At 66.1% G+C, this 15,868-nt stretch carries 17 protein-coding genes and 1 other RNA gene; 8 read left to right on the forward strand and 10 right to left on the reverse strand.

Features of this window, described 5'->3' with window-relative positions; genetic code table 11:
- Position 1: 1 nt before the first annotated feature.
- Genes ACFSX5_RS05655 through ruvC form a run of 4 tightly spaced genes read right to left on the reverse strand, consistent with a single transcriptional unit; the run spans position 2 to position 2,665 of the window.
- Positions 2 to 514, reverse strand: coding sequence for an NUDIX hydrolase (locus tag ACFSX5_RS05655; RefSeq protein WP_386832312.1), 513 nt, complete (start codon positions 512 to 514; stop codon positions 2 to 4).
- Positions 511 to 1,548, reverse strand: a complete 1,038-nt coding sequence (gene ruvB / locus ACFSX5_RS05660) for a Holliday junction branch migration DNA helicase RuvB (protein WP_386832313.1) — start codon at positions 1,546 to 1,548, stop codon at positions 511 to 513. The genes ACFSX5_RS05655 and ruvB overlap by 4 nt, the downstream gene beginning before the upstream one ends.
- Positions 1,545 to 2,162, reverse strand: a complete 618-nt coding sequence (gene ruvA, locus ACFSX5_RS05665; protein WP_386832314.1) for a Holliday junction branch migration protein RuvA — start codon at positions 2,160 to 2,162, stop codon at positions 1,545 to 1,547. The genes ruvB and ruvA overlap by 4 nt, the downstream gene beginning before the upstream one ends.
- Entirely contained in the window at positions 2,159 to 2,665 is a 507-nt protein-coding gene (gene ruvC, locus ACFSX5_RS05670) for a crossover junction endodeoxyribonuclease RuvC (protein ID WP_386832315.1), read from the reverse strand. Before ruvC ends, ruvA begins: the two co-directional genes overlap by 4 nt.
- A 240-nt stretch (positions 2,666 to 2,905) precedes the next feature.
- Between ruvC and ACFSX5_RS05675 the strand changes: the two genes are divergently transcribed.
- Positions 2,906 to 3,679: a GGDEF domain-containing protein gene (locus ACFSX5_RS05675; RefSeq protein ID WP_386832316.1), complete on the forward strand. Its 774-nt coding sequence runs from the start codon at positions 2,906 to 2,908 to the stop codon at positions 3,677 to 3,679.
- Positions 3,680 to 3,737: 58 nt separating this feature from the next.
- Here ACFSX5_RS05675 and ACFSX5_RS05680 read toward each other — a convergent pair whose 3' ends face one another.
- From ACFSX5_RS05680 to ssrS, 4 genes are all read right to left on the reverse strand, one after another.
- Positions 3,738 to 4,484 (reverse strand): YebC/PmpR family DNA-binding transcriptional regulator, encoded by a 747-nt coding sequence (locus ACFSX5_RS05680; protein WP_386832317.1) that lies wholly within the window; start codon positions 4,482 to 4,484, stop codon positions 3,738 to 3,740.
- A gap of 77 nt (positions 4,485 to 4,561) precedes the next feature.
- Complete coding sequence (locus ACFSX5_RS05685) at positions 4,562 to 5,377, reverse strand: TIGR00282 family metallophosphoesterase (RefSeq protein ID WP_386832318.1); 816 nt, start codon at positions 5,375 to 5,377, stop codon at positions 4,562 to 4,564.
- Positions 5,374 to 5,961, reverse strand: a complete 588-nt coding sequence (locus ACFSX5_RS05690) for a 5-formyltetrahydrofolate cyclo-ligase (protein WP_386832319.1) — start codon at positions 5,959 to 5,961, stop codon at positions 5,374 to 5,376. The genes ACFSX5_RS05685 and ACFSX5_RS05690 overlap by 4 nt, the downstream gene beginning before the upstream one ends.
- 16 nt (positions 5,962 to 5,977) lie before the next feature.
- A non-coding RNA gene (ssrS, locus tag ACFSX5_RS05695) (6S RNA) lies at positions 5,978 to 6,136 on the reverse strand.
- A 150-nt stretch (positions 6,137 to 6,286) separates the two neighbouring features.
- Here ssrS and ACFSX5_RS05700 point away from each other — a divergent pair.
- Positions 6,287 to 7,204, forward strand: coding sequence for a lytic transglycosylase domain-containing protein (locus tag ACFSX5_RS05700; RefSeq protein WP_386832320.1), 918 nt, complete (start codon positions 6,287 to 6,289; stop codon positions 7,202 to 7,204).
- A gap of 24 nt (positions 7,205 to 7,228) precedes the next feature.
- Complete coding sequence (locus ACFSX5_RS05705; protein ID WP_386832321.1) at positions 7,229 to 8,821, forward strand: cation:proton antiporter; 1,593 nt, start codon at positions 7,229 to 7,231, stop codon at positions 8,819 to 8,821.
- On the opposite strand, the gene ACFSX5_RS05710 is transcribed toward ACFSX5_RS05705, so the two are convergent.
- Entirely contained in the window at positions 8,818 to 9,195 is a 378-nt protein-coding gene (locus ACFSX5_RS05710) for a cell division protein ZapA (RefSeq protein ID WP_386832322.1), read from the reverse strand. The genes ACFSX5_RS05705 and ACFSX5_RS05710 overlap by 4 nt on opposite strands.
- Before the next feature lie 3 nt (positions 9,196 to 9,198).
- Positions 9,199 to 9,486, reverse strand: a complete 288-nt coding sequence (locus ACFSX5_RS05715) for a DUF4164 family protein (protein ID WP_386832323.1) — start codon at positions 9,484 to 9,486, stop codon at positions 9,199 to 9,201.
- Between the two features lie 181 nt (positions 9,487 to 9,667).
- Between ACFSX5_RS05715 and tkt the strand changes: the two genes are divergently transcribed.
- The 5 genes from tkt to ACFSX5_RS05740 all read left to right on the forward strand — a co-directional run bounded on the left by tkt (position 9,668) and on the right by ACFSX5_RS05740 (position 15,706).
- The gene (gene tkt / locus ACFSX5_RS05720) at positions 9,668 to 11,638 is read left to right on the forward strand and encodes a transketolase (protein WP_386832324.1); all 1,971 of its coding nucleotides are present in this window, start codon (positions 9,668 to 9,670) and stop codon (positions 11,636 to 11,638) included.
- 47 nt (positions 11,639 to 11,685) lie between these two features.
- Positions 11,686 to 12,693, forward strand: a complete 1,008-nt coding sequence (gene gap / locus ACFSX5_RS05725; RefSeq protein ID WP_386832325.1) for a type I glyceraldehyde-3-phosphate dehydrogenase — start codon at positions 11,686 to 11,688, stop codon at positions 12,691 to 12,693.
- A gap of 51 nt (positions 12,694 to 12,744) precedes the next feature.
- Positions 12,745 to 13,284 carry a putative glycolipid-binding domain-containing protein gene (locus ACFSX5_RS05730; RefSeq protein ID WP_386832326.1) on the forward strand — a complete coding sequence of 180 codons (540 nt, stop codon included), beginning with the start codon at positions 12,745 to 12,747 and terminating at the stop codon, positions 13,282 to 13,284.
- Between the two features lie 87 nt (positions 13,285 to 13,371).
- Positions 13,372 to 14,574, forward strand: coding sequence for a phosphoglycerate kinase (locus ACFSX5_RS05735; RefSeq protein ID WP_386832327.1), 1,203 nt, complete (start codon positions 13,372 to 13,374; stop codon positions 14,572 to 14,574).
- Positions 14,575 to 14,677: 103 nt separating this feature from the next.
- Positions 14,678 to 15,706, forward strand: coding sequence for a class I fructose-bisphosphate aldolase (locus tag ACFSX5_RS05740; protein ID WP_386832328.1), 1,029 nt, complete (start codon positions 14,678 to 14,680; stop codon positions 15,704 to 15,706).
- Positions 15,707 to 15,868 lie beyond the last annotated feature (162 nt).

Here is a 15,868-nt window from a genome sequence, read left to right on the forward strand (position 1 = left end):
TTCAGGATTTTGCCGTCACTCCCCGTTCGTCATGGACGATGTGGACGGGCTCCGCGGGCAGGCTCTCGAGAAAGCCGGGCAGCCAGCGCGGCAACAGGTTCATGGCAGCCAGGGCGCCGCCGGTCAGCGGCACCCAGAAGTTCGACAGCACGTGTCCCTCATCCTCGCGCACCAGCCAGGGCGCCTTGCCGTCCGGAACGGCGTGCTCGGGCAACGAGGCACGGTAAAACAAGCCGATCTCGTGGAAATCCTCGCCTTCACGGCGGTAGAAGCTCTCGGAGGTGGCGAGCAGCGGCCCCACCGCACCGCTCATGCCGAGCTCTTCCTCGATCTCGCGGGCAAGCGCCGGCGCACTGACCTCGCCCATTTCCACGCGGCCACCGGGCAGCATGACATAGTCGTCGTCATCCTCGCGCGACACCAGCACATGCCCATCGGCGATGATCACCGCGGCCACACGATAGTTGAAGCGTTGGCCCTCGATCGGAAAGCTGAGCACGTGGCGCGCGCTCACTCCTCCGGCTCCTCGAACAGGGAGGTCTGCTGACCGACAAAGCCCTGCGGAACGGAGCGGCCGAGATGCTGGAAGGCGAGGCCCGTCAGCATGCGTCCCCGCGGAGTGCGCTGAATGAAGCCCTGCTGCAAGAGATAGGGCTCGACGATCTCCTCGATGGCATCGCGCGGTTCGCTGAGCGCCGCGGCAATGGTCTCGATACCGACGGGTCCACCACCATAGAAGTCGGCAATGGTGGTGAGATAGCGCCGGTCCAACTGGTCCAGCCCGCGCGCATCGACGTCGAGGCGCAGCAGCGCCTTGTCGGCAATGGCGCTGGTGACTTCCTTAGCGCCGTCGACCAGCGCGAAGTCGGTCACCCGCCGCAGCAGCCGGCCGGCAATACGCGGGGTGCCGCGCGAGCGCCGGGCGATCTCCATCGCGCCATCCTGCGCCATTGGCATGCCCAGAAGCCGCGCCCCGCGGGTGACGATCTGCACCAGTTCCTCGGGCGTATAGAAATTGAGCCGCACCGGAATGCCGAACCGGTCCCGCAACGGTGTCGTCAGCAGGCCCGCCCGCGTCGTTGCGCCCACCAGCGTGAAGCGAGCGAGATCGATCCGCACCGAGCGCGCCGAGGGTCCCTCGCCGATGATCAGGTCGAGCTGGAAATCCTCCATCGCCGGATAGAGCACTTCCTCGATCGCGGGGTTCAGCCGGTGGATTTCGTCGATGAACAGGACGTCCCGTTCTTCGAGATTGGTGAGCAGCGCCGCCAGGTCGCCCGCCTTGGCGATCACCGGCCCGGAGGTGGCCCTGAAGCCCACGCCCAGTTCCTTGGCGATGATCTGCGCCAGCGTGGTCTTCCCGAGGCCAGGCGGGCCGACGAACAACACGTGGTCGAGAGCCGCCCCGCGCTGCCTGGCGGCCTGGATGAACACTTCGAGGTTGGCGCGCGCCGCTGCCTGCCCGACAAAATCTGAGAAACCGGAGGGTCGCAGCGACACATCGAGCGGATCGTCGCGACCGGCGGTGGCAGAGGTCAACGAACTCACGCGCTCAGCTCCCGAAGTCCAAGGCGGATCAGCTTCTCGGTGGGCGTGCCGTCACCCTCGCGGGCGACGATCCGCGCCACCGCGGCCGAGGCCTGCGCGTTCTGGTAGCCGAGATTGACCAGCGCCGACACCGCGTCGGCGACGTTGCCGCTGGCGACGCCCTCACCGAGTGCTGCCTGCAGCCCCAGAGTGCCCGCATCGATGCTGCCGATGGCCGGCACCTTACCCTTGAGTTCGGTTACGAGCCGCAAAGCCAGCTTCGGCCCCACCCCGTTGGCCCGGCCGATCATCGCCTTGTCCTGCAGCGCCACCGCACTCGACAGCTCCGACGGCGACAGCGCCGATAGGATCGACAGCGCCACGCGCGCGCCCACGCCCTGCACCGTCATCAGCAGGTTGAACCAAGCCTTCTCGGCTTCGGTCGCAAAGCCATAAAGGCGGATCATGTCCTCGCGCACGACTGTCTCGATGAAAACCACCGCCGCTTCGCCAACCCGTGGCAGCGCCTGCAGCGTACGCGCCGAGCAGAACGCCTCGTAGCAGACGCCACCGCAGTCGATCAGCACCACATCTTCGCCGAAGCTGTCGACGAGCCCCTTGAGCTTGCCGATCATGCCAGTGCCCTCAGCCGCCGCGCCGCCACTCGATGGTGGGCGTGGCAGATGGCGATCGCCAGCGCGTCTCCTGCATCGGCGCCGCTGAAGCTCGCCGTCGGCAGCAGGGTGCGGACCATCATCTGAACCTGTTCCTTCTCGGCGTGGCCGGTGCCGACCACGGCCTTCTTGACCACGTTGGCCGCATATTCCCCCACCGGGATGCCACGCGCCGCCGGCGTCACCAGCGCCACACCCCGGGCCTGGCCGAGGATCAGCGCCGAACGGGCGCCCTGATTGACGAACGTCTCTTCCACGGCCGCTTCAGCCGGCGAGAACCGATCGAGCACTTCCGAAAGCCCCGCCATCAGTGCCGACAGCCGCTCGGAAAGAGCGCCCGTGACCGGCGGTGTGATGGTTCCGGCACCGACAAAGCGCAGGCGTGTGCCTTCGCTCTCGATGATGCCCCAGCCGCAGCGGCGGAGGCCCGGGTCGATGCCGATGATTCGGGTGGCTTCACTCATGTTCCATCCATAGGCCGATGGCACGAACCTACCAAGCCAGAAGTGAACAAACCAGCAACCATCACTATCTTCGAAACAATACCTAAAAATGTCGGGGCTTCGACAAGACGCCCTTCAACCCGCTTGCGCATGGTGGCGACGGGATTGCAGGGAACCACGAATGACCAGAACAAGCAGGGTGTCGTCGCGCCGTGCGGCGCGCGCGAATCCGTCGTTGGCTGGAAGGGGCTTGTTCCGGCCATGAACAGCGACAAAACCGTCAATGCCTGGCGCAGCTGGTCGAGTGTCGGGCGCTGGACCGTGTTCGGAACCGCCGCCTGCGTCCTGATCTCGGTGGCCTTCAACGCCGTCTATTTCGAGGATCTCGGCCGGGACGCCTTCTACCGTGCCATCGTCAGTGCCGTGGTGTTACCCATCCTTCTCGGCGCGCCGCTGTTCTTCTATCTCGGCATGCGCCTTCGCGGCCTCGCGATCACCAACCGGCGGCTGGGGCTCGTGGCGCGTACCGACAGCCTCACGGCCTGCCTCAATCGCGGCGCCTTCGCCTCCAAGGTGACCGAGACGCTTCAGGCACGCGGCACCGGCGCCCTGCTGATGATCGACGCCGACAACTTCAAGACCATCAACGACCTCTATGGCCACGAGTCCGGCGACGAAGCGCTGACCATTATCGCCCGTTCTATCCGGGCCGTGGTCCGCCCCGGCGATCTCGTCGGGCGCATGGGGGGCGAGGAGTTTGCCGTTTTCCTGCCCGCGGTCGACCAGAGCGCCGCCGAGGCCGTAGCCGAGCGCATCCGCCGCTCGGTCAACCTCGCCATCTTCACCCCCGATGGCCGGCAGCGCTCGCTATCGGTCAGCATCGGCGGCGTCGCCTTCGACCGGCCCGCCACCTTCTCGGAACTGTTCCGCATCGCCGACCAGCGCCTCTATGGCGCCAAGCAGTCCGGCCGCAATCGTGCCGCCGTGGTCCACGTCTCCGACCACCCCTTCGTCGAGCTTCGCCAGATCGCCTGACGAAAACACCGCGCTCCTTGCGGAACGCGGTGCCGAAATGCTCACGATGTGAGGGCGCTCAGCTCGCGAGCTTGGCTGCGTCCTCGTCGCTCATGTCGAAGTTCGAATAGACGTTCTGCACGTCGTCATCTTCCTCAAGGGTGGCGATCAGCTTCATCAGCGTCGCGCCCTTTTCGGCATCGATCGGCGTGGTGTTCTGCGGCTTGAAGATCGCCTTCACCGACTCCGCTTCGCCCAGCACCTTCTCCAGCGCCGACGACACTTCGGCCATGCTCTCGAAGGTGGTGTAGATGTAATGGTATTCCTCGTCGCTTTCGACGTCATCGGCACCGGCATCGATGGCCGCTTCCATCACCTTGTCTTCCGAGCCGACCGAGGCCGGATAGGTGATCTCGCCGACGCGGTCGAACATGAAGCCGACCGAGTTGGTTTCACCCAGCGCGCCGCCGTTCTTGGAGAAATACGAACGGACATTGGAAGCGGTGCGGTTGCGGTTGTCGGTCAGCGTCTCGACGATGATGGCGACGCCACCGGGGCCATAGCCCTCATAGCGGATCTCGTCATAGTTCTCGCCGTCATTGCCCATCGCCTTCTTGATGGCGCGGTCGATATTGTCCTTGGGCATGGACTGGGCGCGCGCATTGGCGACCGCCAGGCGCAGGCGGGCGTTGAACGCCGGGTCGGGCATGCCCATCTTGGCCGCCACGGTGATTTCGCGGGCGAGCTTGGAAAAGACCTTGGAACGCGCCGCATCGGACTTGCCCTTGCGGTGCATGATATTCTTGGCATGCGAATGGCCGGCCATCGGTCACTCCGGATAGTTTGGCTGGGCTGAAATGGTGGGGCCTTATAGGGCAAGACCCGCCCGATTGTGAAGCGGCGCTAGAAGGCTGGTTCCGCCTGCGCCAGCACCCCGCCGATGCGCACCGGCATGACCTTGGTTGTGAGCCCCGTCCGCGGACCGGTCTCGATCGCCACCCCGCACAGCGTCGCCTCGCCCTCGGCCGGGGTGAACCGCCCATTGGCGATGCCGGTCAGGAAGCGATTCAGCGGCTCCTCGGCATCCACCCCGATCACCGAGTCGAAATCCCCGCACATGCCGGCATCCGCCATCAGTGCCGTGCCGCCCTTGAGGATGCGGTGGTCCGCGGTGGGGATGTGTGTGTGGGTGCCGACCACAAGGCTCACTCGTCCGTCGAGGAAGTGACCCATGCCCTGGATTTCCGAGGTCGCCTCCGTGTGGAAGTCCACCACGATCGCGTCGGCCTGTTCCCCCAGCGGACAGGCGGCGACCGCCGCCTCCACCGCCCGGAACGGATCATCGATCGGCGGGAGGAACACCCGGCCGAGCGCGTTGACCACCAGCACCCGGTGCCCCTTGCGGCCTTCGACGAACATCGCACCGCGGCCCGGCGTGCCCTCCGGCATGTTGATCGGGCGGATCAGCGTGGTTTCCCGCTCGATATAGCTCAGCGTGTCGCGCTGGTCGAAGGCGTGGTCGCCCAGGGTGACGATATCGGCCCCGGCCTCGCGCAGCATGTGGAAATGCGCCTCGGTCAGCCCGCGACCATGGCTGGCGTTTTCGCCGTTCACCACCACGAAGTCGAAGCCGTGCCGCTCGATCAGCCCCGGCAGGCGCTCCGCCACCGCGTCGCGGCCAGACCGGCCCACGACATCACCCAGAAACAACAGCCTCATCTATCCTCGCCGAAAAACCGCGCGCCATGCTCCGTGATCACGGCATCAAGCGGAACGTCGTGCGGCTCACGCGGGATCGCGTCAAGCTCCTGTGCGGAAAAAGCCAGCCCGATCAGCTTTGGCCGGCGCGGCAAATGCGCCAGCGTGCGGTCGTAATACCCACCGCCATAGCCGAGCCGCGTTCCGGAAGCATCGAACCCCAGTAGCGGCATCAACATCAGATCCGGGTCGCGCCGCGGCGCCAGCTCGGAAGGGGCGAGCGTGCCGAAACCCGCCTCGAACAGCGGAGTACCCGCTTCCCATATCCGCATGTCGAGGGGTTGGTCGGGTCCGGTCACGACCGGCAAGATCACCGTTTGGCCGCTGTCCATCAGCCGGATCAGGATGGGCTGGCAATCCACTTCGTCACGGACACGCCAATAGGCGGCCACCGCCTCGTCCGGCCCGAGCGGCACGCCATCGAAGAAGTTTCGGCAGATAGCGGAACTAGCCTCCGTCCGCGCCTCGGGGCTGAGCGCGCCACGTGCGACTCGCGCCCTCCGCCGCAGCAGGGCCTTGGCCTCTTCGATCGCTGCGTCCGCCATCGCCTTCTTTCGGAAATCAGGTGCCGCCCTGGCCGTGGGAGAATCGATCCCGGGAACCTACTCACGTAGGTGGGCGCCGTATGTCCGAGCCCACGGGCCCGGTCAGGGACAGCTCCCTTAAGATCGATTAAGGCCCCGGGGATATGTGTCTCCAACACGCACCGGGCAGCATGGGCAATATAGGCCCGTTCGCTGGCGCACGAAAGGGGCACCAGCCCCGCAAATCTGCGTGGAGGGATGGAACCCGGCCCTTTGGCATCACGTCTTCGTGGCCAGTACGCCGGTGCCGGTTCACGGCCTGGCCATCCCTGCATAGTCTGGTGCCATGCGTGCCCTGCTCGTCCTGATGGCCACTTTGGCGCTGCTTTATCAACCGGGTCCGGCACGGGCCGAGGCGGTGTCTGAAGACGCCGCCCCCCGCTGCGCTCAGCTCGGCACCGAGCGCGTCTGCATCGGCCAGCAAAGCTATGTCTCCGACGTTTGCGACACGATCGCCCGCGCCGCTCCCTACTACGGGCTGCCGCAAGGCTTCCTTGCCCGCCTGATCTGGCAGGAGAGCCGCTTCGATCCGCAGGCGGTGAGCCCCGCCGGCGCCATGGGCATCGCCCAGTTCATGCCGTCCACCGCCGCGCTGAGATCCCTCGCCGATCCTTTCGACCCCGCCGAGGCGCTGGTCCGCTCCGCCGAATATCTCCGCTTTCTCGAGCGCAAGTTCGGCAATCTCGGCCTCGCCGCTGCCGCCTACAACGGTGGCGAGGGACGCATCGGCCGGCTTCTCGCCGGCACTGGCGGCGTGGCTGGGGAAACCCGGGCCTTCGTGTCCATCATCACCGGGCGCCCGATCGAATACTGGTTGGGAGAAGCGCCCGAGCCGGTGGACTTCACGCTCCATCCCGAGGCGCCGTTCACCGAAGCCTGCACGGACATGGCCAGCGCCGTTCCCATGCCGGATTTTGGCCGCGCCCCGGGTGAGTGGCAGCCTTGGGGCGTGCTGATCTCGCAGAATTTCTCCGCCGAAATCGCTCGCGCTGCCTGGGAGCGCCAGCGCGCCGCCCACCCGGCGATCTTCGGAGAGCACAAGATGCTGCTCGTCACCGTGCGCAATCTGAGCCTCGGCACGCGCCTCCGCCACTCCGCCCAGGTCGGCTTCCCGACCCGCGACGAGGCAAATGCCTTCTGCGCCGACCTGCTGGCCGATGGCGGCAATTGCATCGTGCAGCGCAACGGGGTCAACTCGCCCTAGCACGTCGCTGCATGGGGAACCCCGGTGTTCGCTTTCGTCCTGGTCGTCGTCATCGTCGCCATCGCCCTGAGCGCCATCGCCGAGCGCCGCGGGGGCCAGCCTGCCCTGGTCGTGGCCATCGTCGCATTGGCGGCGTCGTTCATTCCCGGCATTCCCCATCTTGAACTCGATCCCGAGTTCATCCTCGGCATCGTCCTGCCACCGATGCTGTTCTCGGCAGCCCGCGACTTCAGCTTCGCCGAATTTCGCCGTCGTGCCGGCGCCATCGTCAGCCTCGGCGTGTTCCTGGTCTTCGCCACCACGGTGGTTGCCGCCGGCGCAGCCATGCTGGTGCTGCCCGACATGCTGCCGCTCGCCGCCCTGATCCTCGGTGTCGTCATCGCCCCGCCCGATGCCGTCACCGCCATCACCATCGGCCGGCGTGCCGGGCTCCCGGTGGGGTTGATGACGGTGCTCAAGGGCGAGAGCCTGATCAACGACGCCGCGGCGCTCACCCTCTTTGCCGTGCTGGTGGCGATGGCGACCGGCACCCATGCTTTTATCGACAACATCCCGCTCTACTTCCTCTATGCGGCCGGGATCGGCACCGTGATCGGATTGCTCATCGGCAATCTCGCGCAGTGGGTAAATCACCGGCTGCACAGTCCGCCGCTGGCAACCGCCATGACCGTTCTGGTGCCTTTCGTCGCCTACCTCGTGGCAGAAGAACTGCACGCTTCCGGCGTCCTCGCCGTTGTCGCCGCGGGCTTCACGATCGGCCACCATGCGGTTCAGTCAGGATACCGGCAGCGCCTGCAGGAGCAGGCCTTCTGGCGAACGGTCGATACGCTGCTCGAGACCTTCGTCTTCGCCTATATCGGGCTGCAGCTCCGCTTCGTCATCACCGAAGCCGCCGAAGACGGTTATGACCTCGGCGAGTTGCTGCTTGCCGCTGCGGTGATCTTCCTCGCCATCGTTGCGATCCGCTTCGCCTGGGTGTTCGGCACCGCGGCCGTCGTGCGCTGGCGGCGGCGCAGCAAGGCGGCGGCGGTAAAACCCCTTTCTTGGGCCGAACTGACCGTGATCTCGTTCACCGGCATGCGCGGGGTTGTCACCCTGGCCGCGGCGGCCGGCACCCCGCTGCTGGTCGGGGACGGGACGGATTTCCCCGACCGCGAGGCGATCATCTCGCTGGCCTTTCTCGTGACGATAGCAACGCTGCTGATCCAGGGGCTCACCTTGCCCTGGCTGATCAACCGGCTCCGGCTCGACGATCCCGACCATCGCCGCTTCGCCGCCGAGCAACGCGAACGCGCCGAGGCCATGATCCGCGACACCGCCTTGTCGGTGCTCGGCCGATATCGCGAGACCCATCCCACCCATTCGGGACGGCAGTTGGCCGCGCAGATGGAGCAGCGGCTCCGAGCCGACGACCACCAGATGGAGCACCCCGCCGGGCCGGACACCGACGAAGCCCTGGCGCTGGGGCAGCTCCTGCTCGCGGAGCGCCGCATCCGCCTGGTTCGGGCCCGCGATAATCTCGAGCTCGACGACACAGTGGTGCGCGAGATGCTCGAAAAGCTCGATCTGGAGCAGGCCTTCATGGATTCGGTTGCTGCCGGCGACGGCAAGCCCTAGCTCGGTGGCAGCGGCGCCGCAGCGTCTAGGGTGTCAGCGACGCTTTCCAGTCTCGCCGCGGCGGCAGCGAGCCGCTCGGCAAACCGTTGCTCCAGCGTCTCGTACTCGGTGGCGATCTCCTGCCCGGCGCGGGTCAGTTCGCCTACCTGCTCCTCGAGTGCCCGGATGCGGCGCTCGGCCTCGGCGAGCTCATCGAGCACGGCGATCCCCGCCATCACCGTCAGCCGGTTGTCGCCGATTTCCCCGACAGCACCCTTGAGGCCCTCGACCTGGTCGTTGAACCTTTTCGCCAGCCCGATCAGGTGCTGCTGCTGGCCTTCTTCGCAGGCCATGCGATAGCGCCGGCCGTTGATCTCTACATTGACCTCGGGCATCTGCTACTCCGCCTTGGCGAGGACGGCGCGCACCGTCTCCATGGCCTCGACCAGCCGCCGCGAAACTTCATGGGCGCTGTCATCGAGCCGCTTGGCGCGCGCGGCAGTCTTGTCGAGTTCGGTCGCAAGCCGGGCGCGCTCGTGCACCAGACGCTGGGTATCGACTTCGATCCGCTGCTGCTGCCGCAGGCGGCCATTGAGATCGCGCACGCTCTGGTCGAGCCGGCCGAGGGCCCGATCGAACCGCTCCGCCGCCGCTGCCAAGCCGTCTTCCAGTTCGCCCTGATCCATAAGCACTCGCCCACGCGACTCCGCGGGTTTCAGCCTGCCCCAGCCCGCCCGCCTTTGCAACCGCAGCCGGCCCCGTCATTGACAGGCAAACCGAACCTGTTATGCCCTAAACCCGCCTTTTGGGAGGAGGCGCACCCGCGCCGTCGCTCCCCCTGAACAGCCCCGACGAAAGCGCTCGCCCATGCCGAATACTGCCCAGCAGAACGAACTGGCCAATGCCATCCGCTCGCTTGCGATGGATGCCGTCGAGAAAGCCAATTCCGGCCACCCGGGCCTGCCCATGGGCTGCGCCGATATCGCCACGGTCCTGTTCACCAAAGTGATGAAGTTCGATCCGTCCCAGCCGCACTGGCCGGACCGCGACCGCTTCATTCTCTCCGCCGGCCACGGCTCGATGCTGCTCTATTCCGCGCTTTATCTGCTCGGCTACGAGGACATGACGATCGATGAAGTGAAGAACTTCCGTCAGATCGGCTCGAAGACCGCCGGCCACCCCGAATTCGGCCATGCCACCGGCATCGAGACCACCACCGGCCCGCTGGGCCAGGGTCTCGCCAACTCGGTGGGCTTTGCCGTTGCCGAGGCCAAGCTCGCCGCCGAGTTCGGCGCCGATCTCGTCGACCACTACACCTGGGTGCTCGCGGGTGACGGCTGCCTCATGGAAGGCATTTCCCAGGAAGCGATCTCGCTTGCCGGACACCTCAAGCTCAACAAGCTGGTGGTGATCTGGGACAACAACGACATCACCATCGACGGCAAGGTCTCCAACGCCGACTCCACCGACCAGATCGCCCGCTTCAAGGCCGTCGGCTGGAACACCATCGAGATCGACGGCCATGATCAGGACGCGATCGAAAAGGCCCTGAACGCTGCCAAGCAGTCCGACAGCCCGACCCTGATCGCCGCCAAGACGACCATCGGCTTCGGCGCGCCCAAGAAGGCCGGCACCGAGAAGGTCCACGGCGCTCCGCTCGGTGCCGAAGAACTCGCCGGTGCCAAGGAAGCGCTGGGCATCACCTACCCCGCCTTCGAGATCCCGGCCAACATCCTCGACAGCTGGCGCGCCGCCGGCAAGCGCTCGCAGAACCTGCGCGGCGAGTGGGAGGCCCGCCTCTCCGCGTCGGACAAGAGGGACGAGTTCACCCGCCGCATGGCCGGCACGCTGCCGTCCGGCTTCGCCGCGGCGATGGCCGAGTACAAGCAGAAGCTCGCCGCCGACAAGCCGAAGGTTGCCACCCGCAAGTCCTCGCAGATGGCGCTTGAGGTCATCAACAAGGCGCTGCCCGAAACACTGGCCGGCTCGGCCGACCTGACCCACTCCAATCTCACCAACACGCCCGAGACCGTGCCCTTCCAGGCCGACAACCGCCTCGGCCGCTACATGATGTACGGCATTCGCGAGCACGAGATGGCGGCGGCCATGAACGGCGTCGCGCTCCATGGCGGGCTCATTCCCTATGGCGGCACCTTCATGGTGTTCACCGACTATGCCCGACCCTCGATCCGCCTGTCGGCCCTGATGGGCCAGCGCGTCATCTATGTGATGACCCACGATTCCATCGGCCTCGGTGAAGACGGCCCGACCCACCAGCCGGTGGAACATCTCTCGGCGCTGCGCGCCATTCCGGGCCTGCTGGTCTTCCGGCCGGCTGACGCCATGGAGACCGCCGAGTGCTGGGAACTGGCGCTTGAGGCCAGCGCCCCCTCCATCCTTGCACTCTCGCGCCAGAACCTTCCGGCCGTGCGCACCGAGTTCTCCTCGGAGAACAAGTCGGCCAAGGGTGCCTATACCCTGGTGGGTGATGCCGACGCCGATGCGGTGATCTTTGCCACCGGTTCCGAAGTCGCCATCGCCGTCGAAGCCCAGAAGCAGCTCACCGAGCGGGGCATCTCCGCCCGCGTCGTCTCGGTGCCGTCGATGGAGCTCTTCGCCCAGCAGTCCGACGCCTACCGCGCCGAGATCCTCGGCAAGGCCAGGGCGCGTGTCGCCGTCGAAGCCGGCATCGAGATGAGCTGGAACAAGCTGCTCGGCGACAAGGGCCGCTTCGTGGGCATGAACTCCTTCGGCGCCTCCGGTCCGATCGACAAGCTCTACGAGCACTTCGGCATTACGCCCAACGCCGTTGTTGAAGCCGTGACGGCGCAGTTGTAAGAGACCCGCGCCCTCCCTCCCAATTTCTCCTTCAGGAGCGTCAAGACATGGCAGTCCGCGTCGCCATCAACGGTTTTGGCCGCATCGGCCGCAACATCCTCCGTGCCATCGTTGAGTCCGGCCGCACCGACATCGAAGTCGTCGCCGTCAACGATCTCGGTCCCGTTGAAACCAATGCCCACCTGCTCCGCTACGACAGCGTGCACGGCAAGTTCCCGCACGAAGTGGTGGTCGATGGCGACGTGATCACCACCGCCGGCCAGAAGTTCAAGGTCACCGCGGTTCGCGATCCGGCCCAGCTGCCGCACAAGGATCTCGGCGTCGACATCGTGCTCGAATGCACCGGCATCTTCACCTCCAAGGAGAAGGCCTCGGCTCACCTGACCGCGGGCGCCAGGAAGGTCATCATCTCCGCCCCGGGCGAAGGCGCCGACCTGACCGTGGTCTACGGCATCAACCACGACCAGCTCGCCAACGAGCACGTCGTCATCTCCAACGGCTCGTGCACCACCAACTGCCTCGCTCCGATGGCCAAGGTGATGAACGACAGCTTCGGCCTCGAGAAGGGAATGATGACCACCATCCATTCCTACACCGGTGACCAGCCCACCCTCGACACCATGCACAAGGATCTCTACCGCGCCCGCGCCGCCGCCCTGTCGCAGATCCCGACCTCGACCGGCGCCGCCAAGGCCATCGGCCTAGTCCTGCCCGAGCTCAAGGGCAAGCTCGACGGCATCTCCATCCGCGTGCCGACCCCGAACGTGTCGCTGGTCGACCTCAAGTTCATCGCCAAGCGCAACGTCACCGCCCAGGAAGTCAACGACGCCCTGGTCGCCGCTTCCGACGGCCCGATGAAGGGCGTCATGACCTATACCCGGCACCCCTTGGTATCGTCCGACCTCAACCACGACCCGCACTCGTCCACCATCCTGCTCGACCAGACCAAGGTGATGGACGGCAACTTCGTGAACATCATGGGCTGGTACGACAACGAGTGGGGCTTCTCGAACCGCATGGCCGACGTCACCGCGGCCTTCGCCAAGACCCTCTGAATTCACTGACCGGCGGGGCATCACCCCGCCGGTTTCATTTTGGGCACACCCATGCTGCTCAACCGCACCATCCGCTGGCAGGGAATCGGCGACACCGGCACGCTCGAGCACTGCCACGTCATTGCCAACGGCCGCGACACCCGCATCCGCGGCACGATCATCACCCCCAGCTACGGCCTCTTCTACCGCCTCAAGCTCGATGACGACGGCCATGTCCGTACCGTCAAAATCGAACGCACCGATGGCAAAGTGCTCGAACTCTTCTCCGACGGCGCCGGCGGCTGGAGCGACGACCGCGCCGAACCGCTCGCATACCTCCGCGGCTGCATCGACATCGACCTCTGGCCGACACCCCTCACCAATTCCCTGCCGATCTGGCGAACCGGCTGGAGCGATGGCCAGCCGCAGCGCTTCGCCATGGCCTGGATCGACGGCGACGCCATGAGTGTCCAGCGCCAGGAGCAGATCTACACTCGTATCGACGCCACCCGCTTCCGCTACCAGGGTCCCGACAACTTCGAGCGCGTCCTAGAGGTGGACCCCGACGGCATTGTCACCACCTACCCCGGCCTGTTCCAGCAGGTCGGCTGACCGGCGCCGCCGCAACATTTCGCCCTTCCGCACTGGCGCCCCGTCTGCTACGCCACGGCCAACACCGAACACCTGCGGAGGCACAGCATGGGCGCGACCTTCAAGACCCTCGATGAGCTCGATCTCACCGGCAAGCGCGTGCTGCTGCGGGCTGATCTCAACGTGCCCGTCGCCGACGGCAAGGTCACCGACGCCACCCGCATCGAGCGCCTCGTCCCCACCATCCGCGAGATCGTCAAGCGCGACGGCAAGGCCATTCTCCTCAGCCATTTCGGCCGCCCCAAGGGCAAGGTCGATCCCGAGTTCTCGCTCGAACAGGTGGTGCCCGCGATTGTCGAGGCCACTGGCCATCCCGTCGGCTTCATCAAGACCGACTGGAACGACGTCAGCAAGGCGAAGGAAGGCATCGATACCGGCCCCGCCGGCGCCGTCTACGTGATCGAGAACACCCGCTTCCACCCCGGCGAGGAAGCCAACGACCCCGAGTTCGCCCAACGCATGGCCAGCCTCGGCGACGTCTATGTCAACGATGCCTTTTCCGCCGCCCACCGCGCCCATGCCTCCACCGAAGCGCTGGCGCGCCTGCTCCCTGCTGCCGCCGGCCTTGCCATGCAGGCCGAACTCGAAGCGCTCGAAGCCGGCCTCGGCAAGCCGAAGAAGCCGGTAGTTGCCATCGTTGGCGGCGCCAAGGTCTCCTCCAAGATCGACCTGCTCGAAAACCTGGTCAACAAGGTGGATGCCCTGGTGATCGGGGGCGGAATGGCCAACACTTTCCTCCATGCCCAGGGCTATGGGGTCGGCAAGTCGCTGTGCGAGAAGGACCTCGCCGAAACCGCCATCCGCATCCTCGAAAAGGCCGACAAGGCCGGCTGCGCCATCATCCTGCCGATCGATGCCGTGGTCGCCTGGCACTTCAAGGCCGACACCCCGACCCGCCTCTATGGCGTCGATGCCATCGACAAGGACGGCATGATCCTCGATATCGGCCCCTCCTCGGTCGAGCGCATCCAGGCGGCCATCGATGATGCTCACACCGTGGTCTGGAACGGCCCGGTCGGTGCCTTCGAAATGCGCCCCTTCGATGCCGGCACCGTCGCCATCGCCAAACACGTCGCCAAGCGCACCCATGACGGCAAGCTGGTCTCCGTGGCCGGGGGCGGCGACACCGTCGCCGCGCTCGCCCATGCCGGCGTCAAGGATGAGATGACCTATGTGTCGACCGCCGGCGGGGCCTTCCTCGAATGGATGGAAGGCAAGCCCCTGCCGGGGGTCGACGCGCTGAGGAAATAGGCGAAAGGTTCCATCCGCCTTTCGTCCAATAACCGTAGGTCTAATCGCGCGGGCCGTGACGAAAGTCTAACCTCGGGGAGTGTTATTCTCCCCGAGGACCCAAATGACCAAGTCGTTGAACGCTATCGCCCAGAAGCTGGTGGAGCCCGGCAAGGGCATTTTGGCTGCCGACGAATCCACCCCCACCATCGCCAAGCGCTTCGCCAAGATCGAACTTCCGAACACGCTGGAACTGCGCCGCGACTACCGCGAGATGCTGTTCCGCTCCCGCGAGGCGATGACCAGCTACATCTCCGGCGTCATCCTTACCGAAGAGACGCTGGAGCAGTCCGCCGAGGACGGCACGCCGTTCCGCGCCATCCTGGCCGATGCTGATGTGATTCCCGGCATCAAGGTGGACCGTGGCGCCTTCCCGATGCCCGGCGAGGGCGGCGAGAAGATCACCGAAGGCCTCGATGGCCTTCGCCAGCGGCTCGCCCACTATGCCAGCCTCGGTGCCGGGTTTGCCAAATGGCGTGCCGTGATCACCATCAACGACATTGCCCCGACGCGAAACAACATCCGTGCCAACGCCCACTCGCTCGCGCGCTACGCCATGCTCTGCCAGGAAGCCGGCATTGTGCCGATCGTCGAGCCGGAAGTGGTGGGCGACGGTGAGCCGGGCAACCATTCCATGGAGCGCTGCGCCCAGGTGACCGGCGACGTGCTCGAAAACGTCTTCAAGGAACTGCGGCTGGCCGGCGTCGATCTTTCCGGCATGCTGCTCAAGCCGAATATGGTGCTGCCCGGCATCAATTCGCGTGACCGGCCTTCGGTCGACGATGTCGCCCGCCGCACCGTCGAAGTGCTGCGCGAGCATGTCCCCGCCGCCGTGCCGGGCATCGCCTTCCTGTCCGGCGGCCAGACCGATGAGGAAGCCACCGCTCACCTCGCCGCCATGGCCCGCATCCCCAACAAGCCGTGGCCGCTCACCTTCAGCTATGGCCGCGCACTGCAGAACGTGGCCCTGCGCACCTGGGCCGGCCGCCGCGAGAACTTCCCCGCGGCCCAGGCCGCCTTCACACACCGGGCGCGGATGAACTCCTTGGCCGCGCTCGGCGAGTGGAACAACGCTGTCGACCGCGCCGCCTGATTACTTCGCGACGTCCCAACGTCACGACTGGCACGCCTCCTTTGCGGGAGGCGTGCATTTTCTTTGCCTGCCGGGCGCGCATCTCCTATTGGAGGAAACCGTCCTCATCTCGCCAAATTGGCAGTTAAGGAAGCGGTTCTAGCGTCACCTCGCCGGATTGCC

The organism is Devosia albogilva (assembly GCF_042685625.1).
Lineage (GTDB): Bacteria > Pseudomonadota > Alphaproteobacteria > Rhizobiales > Devosiaceae > Devosia > Devosia albogilva.